Source organism: uncultured Pontibacter sp., assembly GCF_947499215.1.
Taxonomy (GTDB): Bacteria; Bacteroidota; Bacteroidia; order Cytophagales; family Hymenobacteraceae; genus Pontibacter.
In genome coordinates, this window is record NZ_CANMNI010000002.1 from 36,789 (window position 1) to 57,445 (window position 20,657).

13 protein-coding genes are annotated in these 20,657 nt (G+C 49.7%); 11 read left to right on the plus strand and 2 right to left on the minus strand.

What is annotated here, in order from left to right; translation table 11 throughout:
• Positions 1–28: 28 nt before the first annotated feature.
• The 11 genes from lpxD (at position 29) to Q1A04_RS08095 (ending at position 16,060) form a co-directional block, all read left to right on the plus strand.
• Positions 29–1,051: a UDP-3-O-(3-hydroxymyristoyl)glucosamine N-acyltransferase gene (gene lpxD, locus Q1A04_RS08045; protein WP_299703742.1), complete on the plus strand. Its 1,023-nt coding sequence runs from the start codon at positions 29–31 to the stop codon at positions 1,049–1,051.
• A gap of 159 nt (positions 1,052–1,210) precedes the next feature.
• On the plus strand, positions 1,211–2,605 hold the full coding sequence (locus tag Q1A04_RS08050; RefSeq protein WP_299703744.1) for a bifunctional UDP-3-O-[3-hydroxymyristoyl] N-acetylglucosamine deacetylase/3-hydroxyacyl-ACP dehydratase: 1,395 nt from the start codon (positions 1,211–1,213) through the stop codon (positions 2,603–2,605).
• Positions 2,602–3,393: an acyl-ACP--UDP-N-acetylglucosamine O-acyltransferase gene (gene lpxA / locus Q1A04_RS08055; RefSeq protein WP_299703747.1), complete on the plus strand. Its 792-nt coding sequence runs from the start codon at positions 2,602–2,604 to the stop codon at positions 3,391–3,393. The genes Q1A04_RS08050 and lpxA overlap by 4 nt, the downstream gene beginning before the upstream one ends.
• Positions 3,383–4,033: an ABC transporter ATP-binding protein gene (locus Q1A04_RS08060; protein ID WP_299703750.1), complete on the plus strand. Its 651-nt coding sequence runs from the start codon at positions 3,383–3,385 to the stop codon at positions 4,031–4,033. The genes lpxA and Q1A04_RS08060 overlap by 11 nt, the downstream gene beginning before the upstream one ends.
• Before the next feature lie 117 nt (positions 4,034–4,150).
• Entirely contained in the window at positions 4,151–4,858 is a 708-nt protein-coding gene (locus tag Q1A04_RS08065) for a YebC/PmpR family DNA-binding transcriptional regulator (protein WP_299703753.1), read from the plus strand.
• An 84-nt stretch (positions 4,859–4,942) separates the two neighbouring features.
• A complete protein-coding gene (locus Q1A04_RS08070; protein WP_299703756.1) occupies positions 4,943–5,905 on the plus strand; it encodes a calcium/sodium antiporter in 963 nt (320 codons plus the stop codon).
• A gap of 574 nt (positions 5,906–6,479) precedes the next feature.
• Positions 6,480–9,656, plus strand: coding sequence for a TonB-dependent receptor (locus tag Q1A04_RS08075; RefSeq protein ID WP_299703759.1), 3,177 nt, complete (start codon positions 6,480–6,482; stop codon positions 9,654–9,656).
• 51 nt (positions 9,657–9,707) lie between these two features.
• Positions 9,708–11,183 carry a RagB/SusD family nutrient uptake outer membrane protein gene (locus tag Q1A04_RS08080; protein ID WP_299703762.1) on the plus strand — a complete coding sequence of 492 codons (1,476 nt, stop codon included), beginning with the start codon at positions 9,708–9,710 and terminating at the stop codon, positions 11,181–11,183.
• A gap of 27 nt (positions 11,184–11,210) precedes the next feature.
• Entirely contained in the window at positions 11,211–12,644 is a 1,434-nt protein-coding gene (locus Q1A04_RS08085; protein ID WP_299703764.1) for a PKD domain-containing protein, read from the plus strand.
• A 138-nt stretch (positions 12,645–12,782) separates the two neighbouring features.
• Complete coding sequence (locus tag Q1A04_RS08090; protein WP_299703766.1) at positions 12,783–13,637, plus strand: glycoside hydrolase family 16 protein; 855 nt, start codon at positions 12,783–12,785, stop codon at positions 13,635–13,637.
• Positions 13,638–13,678: 41 nt separating this feature from the next.
• Positions 13,679–16,060: a glycoside hydrolase family 3 N-terminal domain-containing protein gene (locus Q1A04_RS08095; RefSeq protein WP_299703767.1), complete on the plus strand. Its 2,382-nt coding sequence runs from the start codon at positions 13,679–13,681 to the stop codon at positions 16,058–16,060.
• Positions 16,061–16,209: 149 nt separating this feature from the next.
• Here the strand turns inward: Q1A04_RS08095 and Q1A04_RS08100 are convergent, their stop codons facing one another.
• Both Q1A04_RS08100 and Q1A04_RS08105 read right to left on the minus strand, forming a co-directional pair.
• Positions 16,210–19,143, minus strand: coding sequence for a triple tyrosine motif-containing protein (locus Q1A04_RS08100; protein WP_299703769.1), 2,934 nt, complete (start codon positions 19,141–19,143; stop codon positions 16,210–16,212).
• Between the two features lie 146 nt (positions 19,144–19,289).
• Positions 19,290–20,570: an erythromycin esterase family protein gene (locus Q1A04_RS08105; RefSeq protein ID WP_299703771.1), complete on the minus strand. Its 1,281-nt coding sequence runs from the start codon at positions 20,568–20,570 to the stop codon at positions 19,290–19,292.
• Positions 20,571–20,657: the final 87 nt, after the last annotated feature.

Consider the following 20,657-nt stretch of genomic DNA (forward strand, 5'->3'; position numbering starts at 1 on the left):
ATTTTATTTTTTGCTCTAATTTTACAAGATGGAATTCACTATTCAACAGATTGCAGACCTTTTGAAGGGAGAAGTTGAAGGAGACAAGACAGTAAAGGTCAGTACATTAGCCAAAATCGAAGAGGCCAGCACTGGCGCACTTGCGTTTTTGTCTAATCCTAAATATGAACCATATCTTTATACAACCGGAGCAAGTGCGGTGATCGTGTCGGATAAACTGGAGCTGAAAAAGCCCGTATCCGCCTCTCTTATTCGCGTAGCCGATCCTTACTCCAGTTTCTCAACCCTATTAGCTTATTACCACCAAGCTGTGCTCGCCTCCAAGGTGGGCGTGGAAGAGCCTTGTTTTATGGGCGCTGGCAGCGAAATAGGCGAAGGCCACTACCGCGGTGCCTTTTCTTATATTGGCAACAACTGCAAAATCGGTCAGAATGTGCGCATCTATCCGCAGGCATACATCGGCGACAATGTGACCATCGGTGATAACACCACTATTTTCGCGGGAGTTAAATTATACGCCAACACGGTGGTGGGTGCCAATTGCACGCTGCATGCCGGTGTGGTGCTGGGCAGCGACGGCTTCGGCTTCGCCCCGCAGGCAGACGGCACATACAAAAATGTGCCGCAAATCGGCAACGTGGTGCTGGAAGACGACGTGAACATCGGCGCCAACACCACCATCGACTGTGCCACCATGGGCTCTACCATCATCCGCAAAGGCACCAAGATCGACAACCTCGTACAGGTGGCCCACAATGTGGAAGTAGGTCAGCATACCGTTATCGCCTCACAAACAGGTATTTCCGGCTCTACTAAGGTAGGAAACAACTGTGTGATTGCCGGGCAGGTTGGTATCGTAGGCCATATCAGCATCGCCGACAAAACCACCATCGGAGCGCAGTCAGGCGTTTCTAAATCCGTGAAAGAGTCGGGCACTATCATTCAAGGCTCCCCAGCCTTCGACTACAAGCAAAACCTCAAAGCGATTACCGTGTTCCGCAAATTACCTGAAATTCAGCGCGAATTAGAAGAGCTAAGAGAGAAAATCTAGGTTTTTACGGCCTCCTATACCTGTGCCCTCAATTAAAATTGGCAGGCACTGTATAAAATCTTAAGTTTGCAGTCGCAATGCTCACCCCGCTGTAAGTCCGCTCATACTCTGTGCGCTACGATAGGATAGGCATAGCCGGAAGTAAATAACGAAACATTAATGAATTATAAACAGCATACCATCAAGGGTCCGGTAACCGTATCGGGCGTTGGATTGCACACTGGTGTCGTGTCTAACATGACATTCAAGCCGGCACAGGCTAACCACGGCTACAAGTTTCAGCGCATCGACCTCGAGGGTCAGCCGATCGTGAATGTGGACGTGGACAATGTAGTGGACCTTTCCCGCGGCACGACCATCGAACAGAACGGCGCGCGCGTGAATACGGTGGAGCATACGCTGGCAGCACTGGTAGGCCTGCAGATTGACAATGTGCTGATTGAGCTCGATGGCCCGGAACCTCCGATCATGGATGGCTCTTCCATTGAATTCGTGAAAGCGCTTCTTGCAGTTGGGCTGCAGGAGCAAAACGCCCTGCGCAACTACTTCGAGATAACCGAAGGCGTGAGTTACAAAGATGAGAAACGTGGTGTAGAAATAGCCGCCCTTCCGCTCGACGACTACCGCCTGACCGTGATGGTAGATTATAATTCGCCTGTACTGGGCAGCCAGCATGCTTCCATTACAGACATGAACCAGTTTGAAGAGGAGATTGCGCCTTGCCGCACTTTCTGTTTTCTGCACGAACTGGAGGCGCTTTACAAGCAAAACCTGATCAAAGGCGGCGACCTGGACAATGCCATCGTGATCGTGGACCGCGTGGTGGAAGACGGCGAACTATCCTACCTGGCCGATTTGCTGGGCAAGAAAAAAGTAACCGTGGAAGAAGAGGGCATTCTGAACAACACAGAGCTGCGCTTCAAAAACGAGATGGCCCGTCACAAGCTGTTGGACCTGATGGGCGACCTTGCTTTGATTGGCCGACCGATAAAAGGACAGATCCTTGCCGCAAGACCGGGACATGCTGCCAACATCGCTTTTGCAAAGCGTGTTAAGAAACTTATACAGGAAGCTTCGATTAAGACCGTACCAACCTACGATCCGAAAAAGCCACCGGTAATGGACATCAACCAGATCGCGGCCACGTTGCCACACCGTTACCCTTTCCTGCTCATCGATAAAATCATCCACTTAGACGAAACCACGGTGACGGGCGTTAAGAACGTGACCATGAACGAGCCTTTCTTCCAAGGCCACTTCCCGGGCAACCCTGTGCTGCCGGGCGTTATCCAGATCGAAGCGATGGCCCAGACGGGTGGCATTCTGGTGCTAAACACAGTGGAGAATCCGGAAGACTATTGGACTTATTTTCTAGGTATAGACCGCTGCCGCTTTAAGCGCAAGGTGATACCGGGTGATACTATAATTTTTAAATGTGAATTGCTTGCCCCTGTGAAACGGGGTATTGCCAAGATGTCTGGTCAGGCCTTCGTGGGCGGCCAACTGGTAATGGAGGCAGAGATGTCGGCAAGTATAGTAAAGAAAAACGCATGAACCAGCCGTTAGCATACATCCACCCAGAGGCTAAAATTGCCCAGAATGTGGTAGTAGAGCCCTTTTCGACCATTTACAAAAACGTAGAGATTGGAGAAGGCACTTGGATTGGCCCCAACGTGACCATCATGGAAGGTGCCCGCATTGGCAAGAACTGCAAGGTGTACCCGGGTGCCGTTATCTCTTCTGTGCCGCAGGACCTGAAGTTCGCCGGTGAAGACACAACCGCCATCATCGGTGACAATACCGTGATCAGAGAGTGCGTAACCATCAGCCGTGGCACCATCGACAAGATGAAGACCGTGGTGGGTAGCAACTGCCTGATCATGTCTTACGCGCACATCGCACACGATTGCGTAGTAGGCGACAACTGTATCGTGGTGAACGCCGTGCAGATGGCAGGCCACGTAGAGATGGGCGATTACGCCATCATCGGTGGTTCCAGCGCCGTGCACCAGTTTGTTAAAATCGGAGCGCATGCTATGATTTCAGGTGGCTCGCTGGTTCGCAAAGATGTGCCTCCTTATGTAAAGGCGGCGCGTGAGCCACTTACCTATGCCGGCATCAACTCTATCGGTTTGCGTCGCAGAGGCTTTAACAGCGAACAGATCAACGAAGTACAGCAAATCTACCGTATCCTGTTCATGAGCGGCAACAACACAACTGAGGCCCTCGACAAGATTGAACTGGAAATGGCACCGAGCAAAGAGCGTGACGAGATCGTGAATTTTGTGCGTAACTCCGGCCGCGGTATCATCAAGAGCTATTTCGCAAAAGATGCAAATTAACCTAAGCAACTTAGGTAAACGCTACAATTACGAGTGGATTTTCCGGAACCTGACCTATACCTTGGAGTCAGGCACCTCCTATGCCATCCTAGGGCATAATGGATCCGGTAAATCCACTCTTCTTACTGTTATAGCCGGGCACAACCTGCATTCTGAAGGTGAGATTACCTACCTGATAGATGGCAAGACCGTTGCTCCGGACAGAGCCTACCGCGAACTCTCGCTCACAGCGCCCTATCTTGAGCTAATAGAAGAGTTCACCCTCCTCGAGATGATCGATTTCCATACCCGCTTTAAGCCGCTTCGAAACAACCTTTCGCACAAAGAACTGGTAGAGCGTATGGGTCTGCAGAAGTCACGCAACAAGTATGTGAAGGATTTCTCATCGGGCATGAAACAGCGCCTGAAACTGGGACTGGCCATTTATTCTGACACAAAGCTACTGGTTCTCGACGAGCCCACCACCAACCTTGATCAGGAAGGCGTGAGCTGGTATCAAGAACATGTGGCGGCCAATAAGGAGGGGCGACTTATTATAGTGGGCTCCAACATCGTGCACGAGTACAGTTTCTGCGACCAGCACCTGTACATTACCGACTTCCACGTTCAGGCAAGACAGCCAAAATCAGCAAGGCAGTAGTGTCGCTAAAGGTATAGGTATAGCTGAGATGGCAATTAGTGCAAGGTTTTTCGGGTAGCTCTACCAATTTACAGTTAAGCTCCCTAAATTTGTAATAGATATACGTAACCAGATACCATGGGAAGAGCATTTGAATTTAGAAAAGCCCGTAAATTTAAGCGTTGGGACAAGATGTCGAAGGCTTTTACACGCCTCGGCAAGGAGATCGTAATGGCAGTAAAAGAGTCTGGTCCTAACCCGGAAACCAACTCCCGACTGCGTACGGCCATAAATAACGCCAAAGGCGTGAACATGCCGAAGGACCGCGTGGAAGCGGCCATCAAGCGTGCCTCTTCCAAAGAAGAGAAAGACTACGAAGAAGTAGTATACGAGGGCTACGGTCCGCACGGTATCGCCATTCTGGTAGAGACCGCCACAGACAACCTTAACCGCACGATTGCGAACATGCGCGTGTACTTTTCGCGGGCAGGTGGCGCTGTAGGCAAAACAGGCTCTCTGGACTTTATCTTCACGCGCAAGGGCATCTTCAAGATTGCTGCTGAAGGGCTTGACATCGAGGAACTCGAACTGGAACTAATCGACGCCGGTGCAGAAGACATTTACGAGCACGAAGGTGAGATCATCGTGGAGACTGCCTTTACCGACTTCGGTGCGATGCAGAAAGCGTTGGAAGAGAAAGGTTTGAATGTGATCAGTGCTGAGTTACAGCGTGTGCCGAACACCCGCATGGAGTTGACAGACGAGCAGGCCGAGGAGATCGAAAACTTGGTGGAGAAGATTGAAGAGGACGACGACGTGCAGGCGGTTTACCATAACATGGCATAACCCCTCGCAATGGTTTAAAGTATAGGGAAAGGCTGTCTGTAATCATATAGGCAGCCTTTCTTTTTTTGGATACCCTATCAGTCTATGCTACTATACATACTGTTTATAATTGGCTTTGTATTTCTGATTAAAGGCGCCGATATGCTTGTATCGGGTGCTTCGTCAGTGGCCAAGCGTTTCAACATTTCGGACATGGTGGTAGGTCTGACGGTCGTGTCGTTTGGCACTTCCCTGCCCGAACTCATCATCAATATTATGTCGAGTGCGCAAGGGCAGTCAGAACTTGCGATAGGCAATGTATTTGGCAGCAATGTGGCTAATCTCTTGTTGATCATAGGTATAACGGCTGTTATTTGCCCGCTACCCATTAAGCGCAACACTATCCTTACTGAGATCCCCTTCTCCCTCATCGCCACCCTGTTGGTTGGCTTTCTGGCTAATGCCGTGTTGTTCGGCGACAAAACAAGCCTTTACATAAGTCGTGTTGATGGGGGGATACTACTATTTTTCTTTGTGTTGTTCATGGCCTATATCTACAACATTGCCAAAACAAACAAAGATGAAATAATTGAGGAAGATGAAGGCCCCATGATGAGTATACCAAAGTCGGTGCTTTTTATGGTGCTGGGAGGCGTAGGTTTGTTTTTGGGTGGTAAGTGGGTTGTAGACGGCGCTGTTTCAATTGCGCAGTCCTTCGGCTTAAGCGAGTCCTTTATCGGCTTAACCATCGTAGCGATAGGCACCTCTTTGCCGGAACTAGTTACCTCTGCCATGGCTGCTTACCGAAGAAACATCGACATTGCCATCGGTAACGTGATTGGCTCTAACATCTTCAATCTGCTTTGGATATTAGGTATAAGTGCCCTCATTAACCCGCTTCCTTTCAATGTGGTGAGTAACTCCGACATCATGGTAATGATCTTTGCCAGTACGCTGCTGATTGTTGTTATACCTATTGGAAAAAAGAACACCATTGACCGCTGGAACGGTATCTTCTTCTTAGCTATTTATGTTGCCTACATTGTGTTTCTGATCCAGAGGGGGTAGGGTGAGTCAAAGAATTTAGGAGTTAGAAGTTAAGAACGACCAAGGCCTGCTACTATTAGCGGGCCTTGGTCGTTTATAAGGTAAAATACAATTTTGAGCACATGCTACCCTATTTCAAGCCTTGAGCTTGCTTATCAAATTTGCAAAAACATTAGACCATCATTTTTATTTTAGTAAAAGGAGCGCTTTATCTACCCCTTTTTTTACGAAGTTTGTATCAAGCCCCTTCACACGCTCCAACAGGCATACATGCTATACCCTTACACAACTCACGAGTTTATCAACTAAAAACCAATCACTTACAAGCATTTATTAAAGTTGACGTAGTTTTGACGTAGTCGAAAAGTAACCATGCAGTGTCTACTTTTTATGACTTAAACCACAACTTGCTTAACATTATAACACAAAGTAACCGAGGCAGAAAGCCTACCATAACAAACAGTCGCTCTATGATGCCCACTCCTCTGAACACTGCGCCCTGTGCGCTAGAACTAAGTCAGAGCTATTACCTAAAATGCAATTGCCGATTTCTCACCCATATAAATCGAATTTAATTATTTAACCAAAATAATTTATGAGGAAGTATCTATACACATCTGTGGTTTGCCTTACCATGGCTACCTGCATCCCCTACTCCGCTTATGCAGAGAAAGCAGGTATGGCTAGGCTAAACAAAGAGAAGTTCTATGCCAAGACAATTACTGGCACAGTAACTTCTGATACAGGCGAGCCCTTGATTGGTGCTAGTGTTTCGCTTAAGGGAACAAGCACAGGCGCTATAACCGACGCCAATGGCAATTTCTCTATTACTGTGCCTGACAAGGGCGGTGTGTTGGTGGTTACTTACATAGGCTTCATTCAGCAGGAAGTAGCCATTAATGACCAAACCATCGTCAACATCGTGCTTAAAACAGATGCGCGAGCGCTGGAAGAGGTAGTTGTGGTAGGTTACGGTGTGCAAAAGAAGAGCGTGGTAACGGGCGCAATCTCGAGTGTACGCGCCTCCGATCTTGAAAATCAGCAGATCACACGCGTGGAGCAAGCCCTGCAGGGCAGAACTTCAGGTGTAACCATTGCCTCTAACTCTGGAGCGCCGGGTTCTGCAGCAACAGTTCGCGTACGCGGTATAACTACTTTGAACAACAACGAACCGCTTTATGTGGTAGACGGTGTAGTAGTGAACGGAGGTATAGAATACCTGAACCAGTCTGATATTGAATCCATTGAACTATTGAAAGACGCCGCCTCAGCTGCAATTTACGGTACTCGCGGTGCGACAGGCGTTATTTTGGTGACGACCAAGAAGGGTCGCCAAGGTAGTATCAGAGTAAACTACAATGCGTATGTGGGTACGCAGGGACCTGTTCGTAAGCTAGACCTGCTCAATGCGACCCAGTATGCCACACTTCGAAACGAGGCCTATACAGCCGGCTGGCAGCCGGGGCAGACATTTGCACTGCCATACCCTGACCCACAGGCATTAGGCGAAGGCACCGACTGGCAATCAACCGTTTTCAACGATAACGCGCTGATACAGAACCACGACTTTGCTTTGAGCGGTGGCAACGATAAGTCTACTTTCTATGCTTCTTATGGCTACCTGAACCAAGAGGGTATTGTAACAACAGAAATCTCGGGCTTTGAGCGCCACAACGTACGCTTAAACTCCACTCATAAAGTAACTAAATGGCTTACCATTGGCCAGACCTTGGGTTATTCGCACATTAATAGCCGAGGCGGTCTTAACCCGAACACGGAGTTCGGCGGTCCGCTCAGTTCAGCTATCAACCTAGACCCAACAACTCCGGTACTCATCACCGATCCTGCTGTTTTTAATGACCCGCGCAGTGCATACTTCACTCAGCCTGTGGTTAGAAATCCACAGGGCTTCCCTTATGGTATTTCTACCACAGTGCAGCAGGAAATGACCAACCCACTCGCTTATGTACAAACCCAATTGGGCAACTACGGATGGTCGGATAACATCATAGGCAATGCGTTTGCAGAAATCGAACCGATTAAAGGTTTGAAGTTCCGATCTACACTCGGTGGCAAAATGGCTTACTGGGGTAGCGAGAGTTACAGACCGATTTATTACCTCAATGCCTCGACAATTAGTCCGCAGACTGCGCGCAGCCGCGACCGAAGTATGGTAGTGGATTACAACATTGAGAACATTCTATCTTACACGAATTCCATTGATGGCCACAACTTCTCTGTTTTGCTGGGCCAAGGAGCCTATAAAGACGGTGAGTTCGACGGCTTGGGCGTATCGTACAACGCTATACCTGCCAGCAATTTCGGCGACGCTACTTTTAACCTGCAAGTGCCAACTGCCAACATCACAGCTTATGGCTACGACAACGTTGCGCACACCATCAGCTCCCTGTTCAGCCGTGTGACATATGATTATAAGGAGCGCTACCTCTTAACAGGCATCATCCGTCGCGACGGTTCTTCCAGATTCGGTGACAGCTACAAGTATGGTTACTTCCCGTCACTTTCACTGGGTTGGGTTGCCTCCAACGAAGCTTTCTGGCCAAGCAACCAAGTGGTGGACTACCTGAAAATACGCGGTTCTTACGGCATAGTAGGTAACGACAACACGGGAATGCCATTTGCTTTCATCTCTACTATTGGCGCGGGCAGAAACTATACTTTCGGACCTGATGGCTATACCATCGGTTACAGCCCGAACGCTCCCGCCAACCCCGATCTGCGCTGGGAAGAAACTACCCAGTCAAACATAGGTTTCGAAACCACACTTTTCAATGCCATCAACCTGACCTTCGACTGGTACAACAAAAAGACAACGGGAATTCTGAGACCGTTAGACGTTCCAGGCTATGTAGGTTCTACTGGTCTTCCAATTGCTAACATTGCCGACATGCAGAACCGCGGTGTGGAACTGGAACTGGGCTATAACAGACAGATGGGCGACTTCAATTTCGGCCTTACGGGTAATGCTTCTTATGTGCAAAACAAAGTTCTTGCACTTGAGTCAGGGAAAGTGTTTACAGATGCCAATGCAGCCAGTATCCATACCTTCAGCGGCTTACTCAACCGATCTTTTGTAGGGCAGCCTTTCGGCACCTTCTACGGCTACAAGACAGACGGAATCTTCCAAAATGAAGAAGAAGTAGCAAGCCACGTTAACTCAGCCGGACAAGTGATACAGCCTAATGCCAGACCAGGTGACTTCCGTTGGGTAGATGCAAACGACGATGGTGTAATTGACGCCGATGACCGTATGGTGCTTGGCAAACCACTGCCTGACTGGACTTTTGGTCTTACTTTCAACGCGTCTTGGAAAAACTTCGACTTATTAGTGTTCGGACAAGGCGTGACAGGCAATAAAATCTTCCAAGGCTTGCGCAGACTGGATGTAGCCTATGCCAACTGGCAAACCAGAGCGCTAGGCCGCTGGACAGGCGAAGGCACTTCAAACGACTACCCAAGACTGTCTACAAGCGATCCGAATGGCAACTTCTCTAACCCATCGGACTTCTACTTAGAGGATGGCGATTACTTCAGAATCAAGACTTTCCAGATTGGTTATACCTTGCCAAGCGTGTTGACTGATAAGATTTCGCTTCAGAAAGCACGATTCTATGTAAGCGCTAACAACCTGCTCACTTTCACTAAATACACGGGCTTCGACCCTGAGATAGGTGGCAACATCATGGGCGTTGACCGCGCGTTTTATCCACAGGCACGCACCCTAATGGCTGGTATTAACATTGGCTTTTAATCAGACAGATTTTAGAAGAGAAACGATATGAAAAGAAGATATCTTACTTATATGGCATGCATCGTTCTAGGTCTGCCAATATTGAGCTCCTGCTCAGACGATTATCTGGATGTGGACCCAAAAGGCACTATCCTAGAATCGAACTACTATAGAAATCCTGAAGAAGCCTATGCCGGCTTGGTGTCAGCTTATGACCCACTCGGCTGGCAGGCAGGCAACACCTACCACAACTTTGGCGCGGTGAATGCGGCATCAGATGATGCTCACGCCGGTGGCGGTGGCCCGTCAGACATGAACACATGGCAGGCTTGGAACAGATTTACACTGAACCCGGCTATCGGTCCGCAGGAAGAATACTGGAACAGAAATTTCAGAGGCGTGGCACGTGCCAATACCATACTTTCTAAACTGGAAGCAGGTGTGCCGGGTCTTTCCGAAGCCATGACCGCGCGTTTCATCGCGGAGGCCAAGTTTTTGCGAGCCTACTACTATTTTGACTTAGTACGCCTTTTCAGAAACGTGCCCCTCTTCACAGCCCCACTTGAAACGTCAGAGTTATTTGATCAGGAGCAAGTGACGCCAGAACAGGTATACGCGCAGATTGAACAAGACTTGAAAGACGCTATACCTAACCTGCCGACCACGGTGCCAGCGTCTACAGAAGGTGGCCGTGTGACGCAAGGCGCAGGCAAAGCACTGTTGGGAAAGGTATACCTTTACCAGAAAAAATGGGCTGACGCTGCCACACAACTCGCAGACGTAAACGGCACACCGGGCGGTACAAGCATGTATGGCTACAGACTGCTGGAAGATTTCGGCGCCATATTCAACCCGGGCAACAAGTTCAACAGCGAAAACATTTTTGAGATCGTGCACACTTCGCAGGGCAATGCAGGTTGGGGAACTTGGCCGAACTTTGATGGCAACATCGCTGTGCTCATGTTCGGTCCCAGAGGCTACTCAGGACCGATTTACGAAGCAGGCTGGGGCTTTAACCCCCTTACGCAAGACTTAGTGAACGCTCTAACAGGTGATCCGCGCTTCGAACACACCGTGCTCGACGTTAATAATATACCGGATGCCGTGTATGAGCCTAGCTTCGACGATACGGGTTACTTCGTGAAAAAATACGCTCCAACCAAAGAGTGGTTAAGCACAGGCGGCGGCGATTTGATATTGAACTACCCAAACAACTACATCGAGATCCGTCTGGCGGATACCTACCTGATGGAGGCCGAGGCGCTGCTGCAGGGTGGTGGTAACAGCACAAGAGCGGGAGAACTCCTCAACGCCGTTCGTGCCCGTGTGGGCCTTGACCCCGTAGCCGCTACACTGGAAAATGTATACCGCGAGCGCAGACTGGAACTGGCAACCGAAGGCCACCGCTTCTACGACCTCGTGCGCACTGGCAGAGCGGCCACCGTGCTAGGGCCAATGGGCTTTGTGGAGGGCAAGCACGAGGTGTTGCCGATTCCGCTAAACGAATTGGTGAACACCAAGCTGGTTCAGAATCCTGAGTATAGATAATTGTCGGATACGATAAATAAAAACATCATGAAATACACTAAAATCATATCGGGCCTTTGCTTTTACCTCGCAATAGCACTGACGGCAATTAGCCATACCGGCTGTACGCCAGATGAAATAGACGGCGGGCTGGCACCCGCACCACGTTCTGAAATGGTGCAGTTTACAGCCACCCCGTCAGAAGACAACGACAACATCATTATCTTCACCAACACCACGCCGGGGGCATTCAGAGCTATCTGGGATTTTGGTAATGGCAGTGCAGCTGAAGGCGCGCAGGTAAGCAGCGCATATCCTACAAAGGGTAGCTATACCGTTAAGCTGACTATCATCACAAACGGAGGCTACGCGTCTAACACGCAAACCATTAACATAGCTGAAACCGATGTGAGCATGCTGGACCGAGAAGACTACAATACCCTGACAGGTGGCGGCGCTTCCAATGCTGCTGGCAAAACGTGGGTGATTGATCGCCACCAAGCTGGTCACTTGGGTGTGGGCCCTGTTGAGGAAACCTCCCCGATCTGGTGGTCAGCTCCCGCAAACGACAAAGCCTCCGAAGGTTTGTACGACGACGAAATGACGTTCAACCTGAACGGCTTCGCCTATACCTACCAAAATAATGGCGACACCTTTGTGAACGGTGCCAACGCAGCAGGTTTGGGCGGCACCGCGCAAGCCGACGACTATACCCTGTCGCACACCCCGCCAACCGACATGACGTGGAGTATTGTAGATGAAGGCTCCAAAAAGTTTCTGGTGCTGACAAATGGCGGCTTCCTTGGCTACTACACGGGTGTATCGCGTTACGAAATTCTGACCCTCACAGAAAATGAGCTATACCTGAAAGCCGGCGACGGCGTAAACCCGGCGCTGAGCTGGTGGCTGCGTCTGGTGCCCGAAGGCTATACCGTGCCCGTGACGCCTCGCACAAACAAAATGGAAAACATGTTCGACAGCTTCGACGGAAACGGCAACATGGTCTGGAAGAAAGACCAGCTGACCTTTAACGAGAGCTACGACAACCCTGCTCCGCTTGCACCAAACACGTCTCCAAAGGTGGCGATGTACATCAAGCAGGAAGGTGAGCCATACGCCTTCGCCAACCTGTTTGCCGACTATACTTACAATTTTGACCTGTCTTCGCGCAATGTGTTCAAGCTGAAAGTGTTTATGCCAAGCTACAATGACTATACATCCACGGCTGGCTATGACTGGGCGATCAAAAACATGCTGAAGCAAGTGTCGATGAAACTGCAGGACGGTACTTCGGGCGCACCTTGGGAAACCCAAGTGGAGATTAAGAAAGAGGTGACACAGCTAGACAAATGGGTGGAGTTGACATTCGACTTCTCTGAATTCGCTGACCGAAAAGACCTCAACCGAATCGTGATTCAGATTGGTGGAGAAGGTCACTATATACCCGGCATTTTCTTCATCGACGACTTTAGATTAGAGTAATAGTGAGGCAGTAAAAGCAGCCGGCGTTCGCTGTTTCGCTGGCTGTCTTTTATCTGTGTTTCGCTATTCGCTGATGCCTAAACCACATGCAGTAACCCACCAAGGAACAAACTAACCACTTTACACTTACACCACATTATGCAGGCATTACTCGCAGCCATCGCTTGCTGCCTATCTTTTACGATGTGCTCCTGCTCCTCCAGCAAAGAAGAGCCAAAGCCATTCATATCACAGCCCAAAGCACCACAGGACCTCAATTGGCAGTTCGAAAGCACACCTGTCTGGTCTGATGAGTTTGAGTACACAGGTCAACCCAACCCTGAAAAATGGGGCTACGACATAGGAGGAACAGGCTGGGGTAACAACGAACTCCAGTACTACACAGACCGCTCCAGCAACTCTAGTGTGGAAAATGGCACACTGAAGATCACAGCTCTAAAAGAAAATATAGAAGGCAAAGAGTACTCCTCCGCCCGACTGGTTTCTAAAAACAAAGGCGACTTTTTGTACGGCAGGTTCGAGTTCAAAGCCAAGCTCCCGACGGGCGTAGGCACATGGCCGGCCATTTGGATGCTCCCGACCGACTGGGCATATGGCGGCTGGCCTAAATCGGGCGAGATCGATGTGATGGAACATGTGGGCTACGACCAGAACAAGGTGCACATCACCGTACACACCGAGGCTTATAACCACAACAAGAATACGCAGAAAGGGAAAAGCAAAATAGTAGAGACTGCCAGTACGGCCTTTCACCTTTACCGCGTGGACTGGACCCCTTATGCCATCAGAGGCTACATTGATAACATACCTGTTTTTGAGTTCATTAATGAAGGCAAAGGCACTGACTTCTGGCCTTTCGACAAACGCTTTCATTTACTCCTAAACATCGCAGTTGGCGGTAATTGGGGTGGAGCGCAAGGCGTTGACCCAAGCGTATACCCGCAGTCTATGGAAGTGGACTATGTACGGGTATACAAGATGATCGAAAAATAAGAGAGCCCCGTCTGTTACGCTAATTATCAAACCGATAAGAAATGAGATTTAAAAATATAACCCTGACTGCCTTCGCAGCCTGCCTGCTGCTGGCCAACTGTCAGACCCCAAAACCAGCCGCTGGGTCCACTGAAACCACAGCATCGAACGTAGAAGCGGCTCCGCAACTATCTGAAATCGACCGCAAGATCGAGGACATGCTCAGCAAGATGACGCTGGAGGAGAAAGTAGGTCAGATGGCCCAGATCACACTCGACGTGGTGGGCAAAGGCGAGAACAGATTCACAAGCTTTGAGCCGTTCGAGCTGGACAGTGTGGAACTGCGCAAAGCCCTCATCGAATACAAAATCGGCTCCATTCTGAACACGGCCAACAACCGCGCCCGGACGCCTGAACAATGGTACGCCATCATCAGCCAGATACAGGACATGGCTATGAACCAGACCCGTATGAAAATCCCGGTGATCTACGGTGTGGACCAGATCCATGGGGCTACTTACACAGCAGGAGGCACCATGTTTCCGCAGCAGATCGGGCAGGCAGCCAGCCGCAACCGCGAACTGGTGCGACGTGGCGCCGAGATAACCGCCTACGAAACACGCGCCAGCTCTATACCTTGGAACTTCTCCCCTGTGCTGGACCTTGGCCCTGATCCGCGTTTCTCCCGCCAGTTTGAAACCTTCGGCGAGGACCCATACCTGATATCAGAACTGGGTTTGGAAATGATCAAGGGCTATGAAGGTGAAGACAACAGCATTGGCCACCATGAGCATGTGGCTTCGTGCATGAAGCACTTCCTAGGCTATCAAGTACCTACTTCCGGCAAAGACCGAACTCCGACTTATATACCAGAGGAGGCGCTGCGTGAGTACCACTTACCGCCCTTCAAGGCAGCCATCGAGGCTGGCTCCCAGACAATCATGATCAATTCGGGCATCATCAATGGGGTGCCCGTACACTCCAACCCCGACATCCTGACCAAACTGTTAAAAGAAGAGCTCGGTTTTAAAGGTTTGGTGGTGACGGACTGGGGTGATATCGAGTACCTGCATACCCGTGACAAGGTGGCCCCTACCATGAAAGACGCCATCATGCTTGCCATCAATGCGGGTGTGGACATGTCGATGATTGCCTACCAGTATGAGCCGTTTTGTGAAGGACTGATAGAACTCGTGAAAGAGGGCAAAGTAAAGCAGGAACGCATAGACGATGCCGTGCGTCGCATCTTGCGCGTGAAGCACAATCTGAACCTGTTCGAAAAACCAACCACCAACCCGAAGGACTACCCGAAATTCGGCAGCAAGGAGTTTGAAGAGGCCGCATACCAAATGGCTTCTGAGTCGATAACGCTTCTCAAAAACGAGAAAGATGTACTGCCACTTCGCAAGAACATGAAAGTGCTGGTAACGGGCCCGAATGCCAACAGCATGCGCACCCTGAATGGCGCTTGGACCTACTCTTGGCAGGGCGAAAAAGTAGAGGAATTTGCGGATAAGTATAACACGATTGTAGAGGCGCTGCAAAATGAGATTGGAAAAGCGAATGTGAATTTTGTGCCGGGCGTGAGCTACAAAATGGATGGCTTCTACTATGAAGAGTATGCTGACAAAATGGAACAGGCTGTTGCCGCCGCCAAAAAAGCTGATGTGATTGTATTGTGCCTCGGCGAAAACACCTCTACCGAAACCCCGGGAAACATCAACGACATACACATGTCGGACCTACAGACTGAGTTGGCCAAGAAAATGACCCAGACTGGCAAGCCGGTGATACTGGTGTTGAACGAGGGCCGTCCGCGCGTAATCAGCAAATTTGAGCAGCAAATGCAGGCCATCGTGCAGATTTACCAGCCCGGCAACTTCGGTGGTGACGCCTTGGCCGATGTACTGGTGGGCGATGTGAACCCCTCGGGCAAGCTGCCTTACAATTACCCTCGCTACCCGAATGCGCTTGTTCCTTATATCCACAAGCCGTCGGCAGAGCAGCGCAAGGCAGAAGGAGTATATAACTACGAGGCTGATTACAACCCGCAGTATGAGTTTGGTCATGGCCTGAGCTATACCACCTTCAAGTACGAGAACCTGACCTTGAAAGAAAGCATCAAGATGGGTGAGCCAATTGAGGTAAGCATTAAAGTGACGAACACAGGAACCCGAGAAGGTAAAGAGACAGTGCACCTTTATACCTCTGATCTGTATGCCACGGGCATTACCCCAGACGTGAAACGCCTGCGCCGCTTCGAGAAAATAAACCTGAAGCCACAGGAAAGCAAAACTATCTCATTTACCTTAACCGCAGATGACCTAAGCTACACGAACCGCGACGGCAAGAAAGTGACTGAAGTTGGGGAGTTTGAAGTGCGCATCGGTGATCAGATGAAGAAGTTTACCTTGCTGGATGCCGATGCAAGGGTATCGAAATGATGTTGATTGATGATTGATTATAGTGAGTGAATTAATTGAAGAAAGCGCCCGGTTATACCAGGCGCTTTCATTTTTAAAGAGGCTTTGCATTCTCAGCTTGTGGTAAAACTTATACTTACATCAGGTATAAAATAGCTGCCCAAAGCCTCTTAATACCGCATAATCACATCCGCTAAATTCTCGTCCTGTTCGAGGTTCATCTTCTTCCGGATTCTATACCTACTTGTCTCCACACCCCTCAATGATAGTTTCAGCAAGGATGCAATGTCTTTGCTGGACAGGTTGAGCCGTAGGTAGGCGCACATTTTCAGGTCTTTGTGGGTTAGTTCAGGGTAGTCCTGACTCAAACGTTTGAGGAAGTCCTGATGCACTTGGTTAAAATGAATTTCAAATTGCTCCCAGTTGTTTTCAATCTTGATCTCCTCCTCCACGGCCCTTAGGATCTTGCGCAGTTGCTGACGGGTTTCCTTCTCACTCACATCGTCCATAACGCGCTGCAGTTGCTCTTTTACCTTATGCACCGCCTCCACGTTTTGCATAACATGCAAGGCCGATGAGGTCAGTTCCTGCGTTTTATGGTTGAGTTCGCTCTCCAGCTTTTCGTTGTTGAGCCGTATAATCTCTTTCTCGGCTTTCAGCACCTCTTCCATATGCTGGGCCTCTTTCAACCTAAGCGCTTTCTCCTGTTCCTGCTTCAGTTTTATTTTAGCTAAGTGCACACGGCGGTCCATCATCTTCCAGATCAGGTAGGCCAGCAGCACGCCCAACAGCACATAAAGCGCATAAGCCCAGACCGACCTGTACCATGGCGGGGATATCGTAAACTCATAGGCCGCCTCTTCGCTTTCCTGATTATACACGTTGCGGGCCTTTACCCGGAAGGTATAGGTGCCCTCCCGCAAATTGGTATATTCTTTTTGCAGCGTAGTGCCCCAAGGCGACCAGTCCGCATCAAATCCCTCTAAGTAGTAGCGGTACTGCACATCCTCAATGCCATCGTAGAGTATGGCCCCGAATGTAAATTTAAGGGAGTTGAGCGCATATGGTAGGGATGGAACACTATGTCCCGGCTGTGCATTTTCAATCAATCCGTTGTTCACAAAAGAGCCGCCATAAATAAGTGAATCAGAAGCTTGCTTTCTAACCTCCACCTGTCGGATCAAGGTATAAAATTTCTCTTGCAGGCTGTTTTTCTGCAGAAAGTTTGGCTGGTACTGCACAAAACCCTCATCTATACCGATGAGCACATTTTGGTTGTTGTAATAGGCAATGTGCTCAAAGCCTCCCACCAGCTTGCCCTCCAGCTTGTTGAACACGTTCCGGATAACCTCGTAACTGCCGTTGCTCAGCTTCCTAATCAGGCCCATTTCCTCGCCCGCTGAGAACCAAATGTTGCCTTCTTTGTCTTCTACCAGCTTTCGGACCTGCACCTGCCTATCAAAGAGCTTGTTCAGTTCGTCATATATTTCAAAGCGGTCCGTCTTTTTGTTGTAGACATACACGCCCTGCAGTCCCGTGAACACCAGCTTGCCATTAATCTTATACACATTGATACCGAGGTTGGAGGGCAGTCCATTCTTCTCACCATAAAACGTCACTTGTTCTACTTTGCTCAGGTCATTGGAGAGTTTGATTTTGAACAGCCCGATGTAACCGTGCGCCACCCAAATGTTGCCATCACTGTCTTCTTCCATTATCCGCGAAGATTCCTCGAAGCCTGAAAGTTTATTCTGAAAAGCCAGCCTGCCGTCTACCATTTTATACAGCATGAGTCCGTGGTAAGTACCGCAGACATAGTAGCCGGGGCGGGACTGAAGCGGTAGAAACTGCCACGTCCCCCGATGCTCTGCAAGCCTGACCGCTTTGTTGTCGACTAACTCGAAAGGTCCGTTGTGGTGCGATAAAATGATTTTTCCGCCTATTTGCTGCAAGTTGTATACCTGCCCTTCCGTGTTTTCGACCCGCTTCAGGGGCAGCGGATTCAACGGGTTTTCATCGTCGGCGATAGGTTTGTAAAACAAGCCGTCACTGGTGCCAAGATAGAGTGTGGATTGATTCACCAACGAAGCATAGCCCGTGCCCGGCAAGCCCAGCCTGCCATTGAACATCTTGAATGGGGAATTTATCTCCACATAGTCGATGCCATAATTAAGAGCCAGCCAAAGGTTCTCTTTGTGGTCCTGATAGATGCTGCGCACCGTACTGTTTTGAAGCCCTTTGCCGGTGTTCAAGTGTTGGGTGGGCCGGCCATCCATATCGATTACCACGAGGCCGTTTAAGAGCGTGCCAATAGCATACCCTTCTGTCAGGGCCGTGGCTCTGTTTACTTTGTTTTTGATGAGGAAATCCTCAACAGGCCAGTTGCTCGGACTAAAGCTGTTATACCCATCATAAATAAAAACACCTTTTTCCTCTGTTAGGATCAGCGCTTTTCCGCCGGGATAAGGCAGGATGGATGCGATGTTATATGCAGAAATTTGTTCGCTTCCCTGTATGGGCACCAGCTGATCATCCTTAAGTTCGTAAATCCCTTGCCCCAGCACAGGCACCAACAGCCTGCCCTGCACAAAAAATGGAAAGCCCGTCGGGTCGTAGGGGGTTGTATGTACTTTCACACTGTCGCCATCGAAATGGTAAACACCCGACACTGTGCAGAAAAACACCTCGTCATCTTTGGTGAAGATGTTCCAGACATCGGCAAAGGTTTTGTCATCGCTACTGATGAGCGGCTTTAGCGAAACGTAGGCCATCATGCCCGATTCGTCGGGTTGCAGGTAGCCGAACTCATCCTGACCGCCCACATACACGCGTCCCTCTTTGTTGACGGCCAATGAATGTACTGTAGAGCGGTTCGGCAGGCCAAGTCTGCGCCAGTGATTGCCATCGAACTCCAGCACGCCATAGTTGTTGCCAAAGTACATAATGCCCCGATGATCCTGCACCACAGCCCAGTTTTGAGGAGAAGCCTGATACTCTTTAAGCGAATAATTTTTAATATAGGGCACTCCCTCCCCCTTCACCTGCGCTAATACGGGAAGGCTAAAGAATAGAAATAGAAGGAAGACGAAAGAAAAACGTTTCACAATCAGACTGTGTCATTTGAGACTTTGAATATCCACAATTCAAAGCATATTTCAAATCCAGCCTTCGTATGACACTATTAATTAGGAGATCGAGTAAATGCTAAAGCCCATGCTTTCCAAATTTTCTAACTTCTAAACTTTCTAAATCAGTAGTTCCACGGATACAACTCCGGTTCTTTTGCGCCGCGTGTTTTCATGTGGAGCGGGTGCACGCCTTCTGTTTCGTCGAAATACAGGAAGGCATCGTAGCGCTCAGGTATAACCGTAGGTACGTAGTTGCCAAGGTGCTCCATTTTCGGATCATACACCACGCCGATAGCACGGTGCGGGATGCGTTGCTGTAGTTCTGGTACTTCTCTCAGGTCTTTGGAAAGGATGATTTTGTCGTCGGTGCTCATTTCGTGGAGCATGTGTTCCCAGCTCCCCTCCTTGGCCGGAGGCACGTCCATCTTCTGCATAGGCGCCCCCCACGATCGGCTGGCGATCACATTGCCTTGATAGGTGCCGAAACCCACCAGTTTTACCTGATCACGGCCATACCTTTCACGTGCCAACTGCCCGATGTTGAACATGCCGTCGTCTGCCATATCGGTATATTGGGCATCGCCGATGTGGGTGTTGTGCTCCCACACAATGGCTTTGGCATCCGGTCCGTGGAATTCCAGCAAGCGGTCCAGTGTCTCCATCATGTGTGTGTCGCGCACATTCCAAGAGTTCACCCCTCCTCTGATCATGGCGCGGTAATATTTCTCGGCATTCACGGCTACCAACGCGTTTTGAGTAGTATTAAACTCGTGCTCTGGGTCTTCAGGGAATACCAGCCGGCGGGACACTTGCTCCAGCATCTGTATTACTTCATTTTCGCAGTCAGTCGGTACAAAAGCGGTTGCCTGCGCATAGGTCTGCGGGTCGCGGTGGAAAGGCTCGAAACACTGCACGGCGGCGCGGGCAGCATCTGCGGCTTTTCCATCGTGCTGTTCCATGTACTTGAGCACTTGCTCCAGCGACTCCCACAAGCTGTAGACATCCAGTCCGTAGAAGCCTATCTTCCCCTGCGCGTTGCGGATGTGGTTGAAATCGCGGATCCACTCGATCAGCGCGGCCACTTCCCAGTTCGCCCACATCCAGGTAGGCCAGCGGCGGTATACCCCCAGCACATCGGCAATCTTACGACCTGAGTTCTGGTAGCCTTTCACAAAACGGTTCACGGCATAGCACTCCGGCCAGTCACCCTCTACGGCTATAAAAGTAAAGCCCTTGTCTTCGATGAGCCGTCGCGAAATGGCCGTGCGCCAGGTATAATACTCGGAAGTGCCGTGCGAAGCCTCTCCCAGCATCACCACCCGGGCGTCTCCGATATCCTCAATTAGTGCGTCAAGGTCTTTCTCTTTGGTGATGGGGCTGTATTTGAAGCGTTTGTTTTCCATACTTGACAAGGGGCGTATAAGCGTATCTAACTCATTGCTAAAATTTTGTGTATTGTACTTTCAATCCGGTTCTAATGTTTTGCAAAA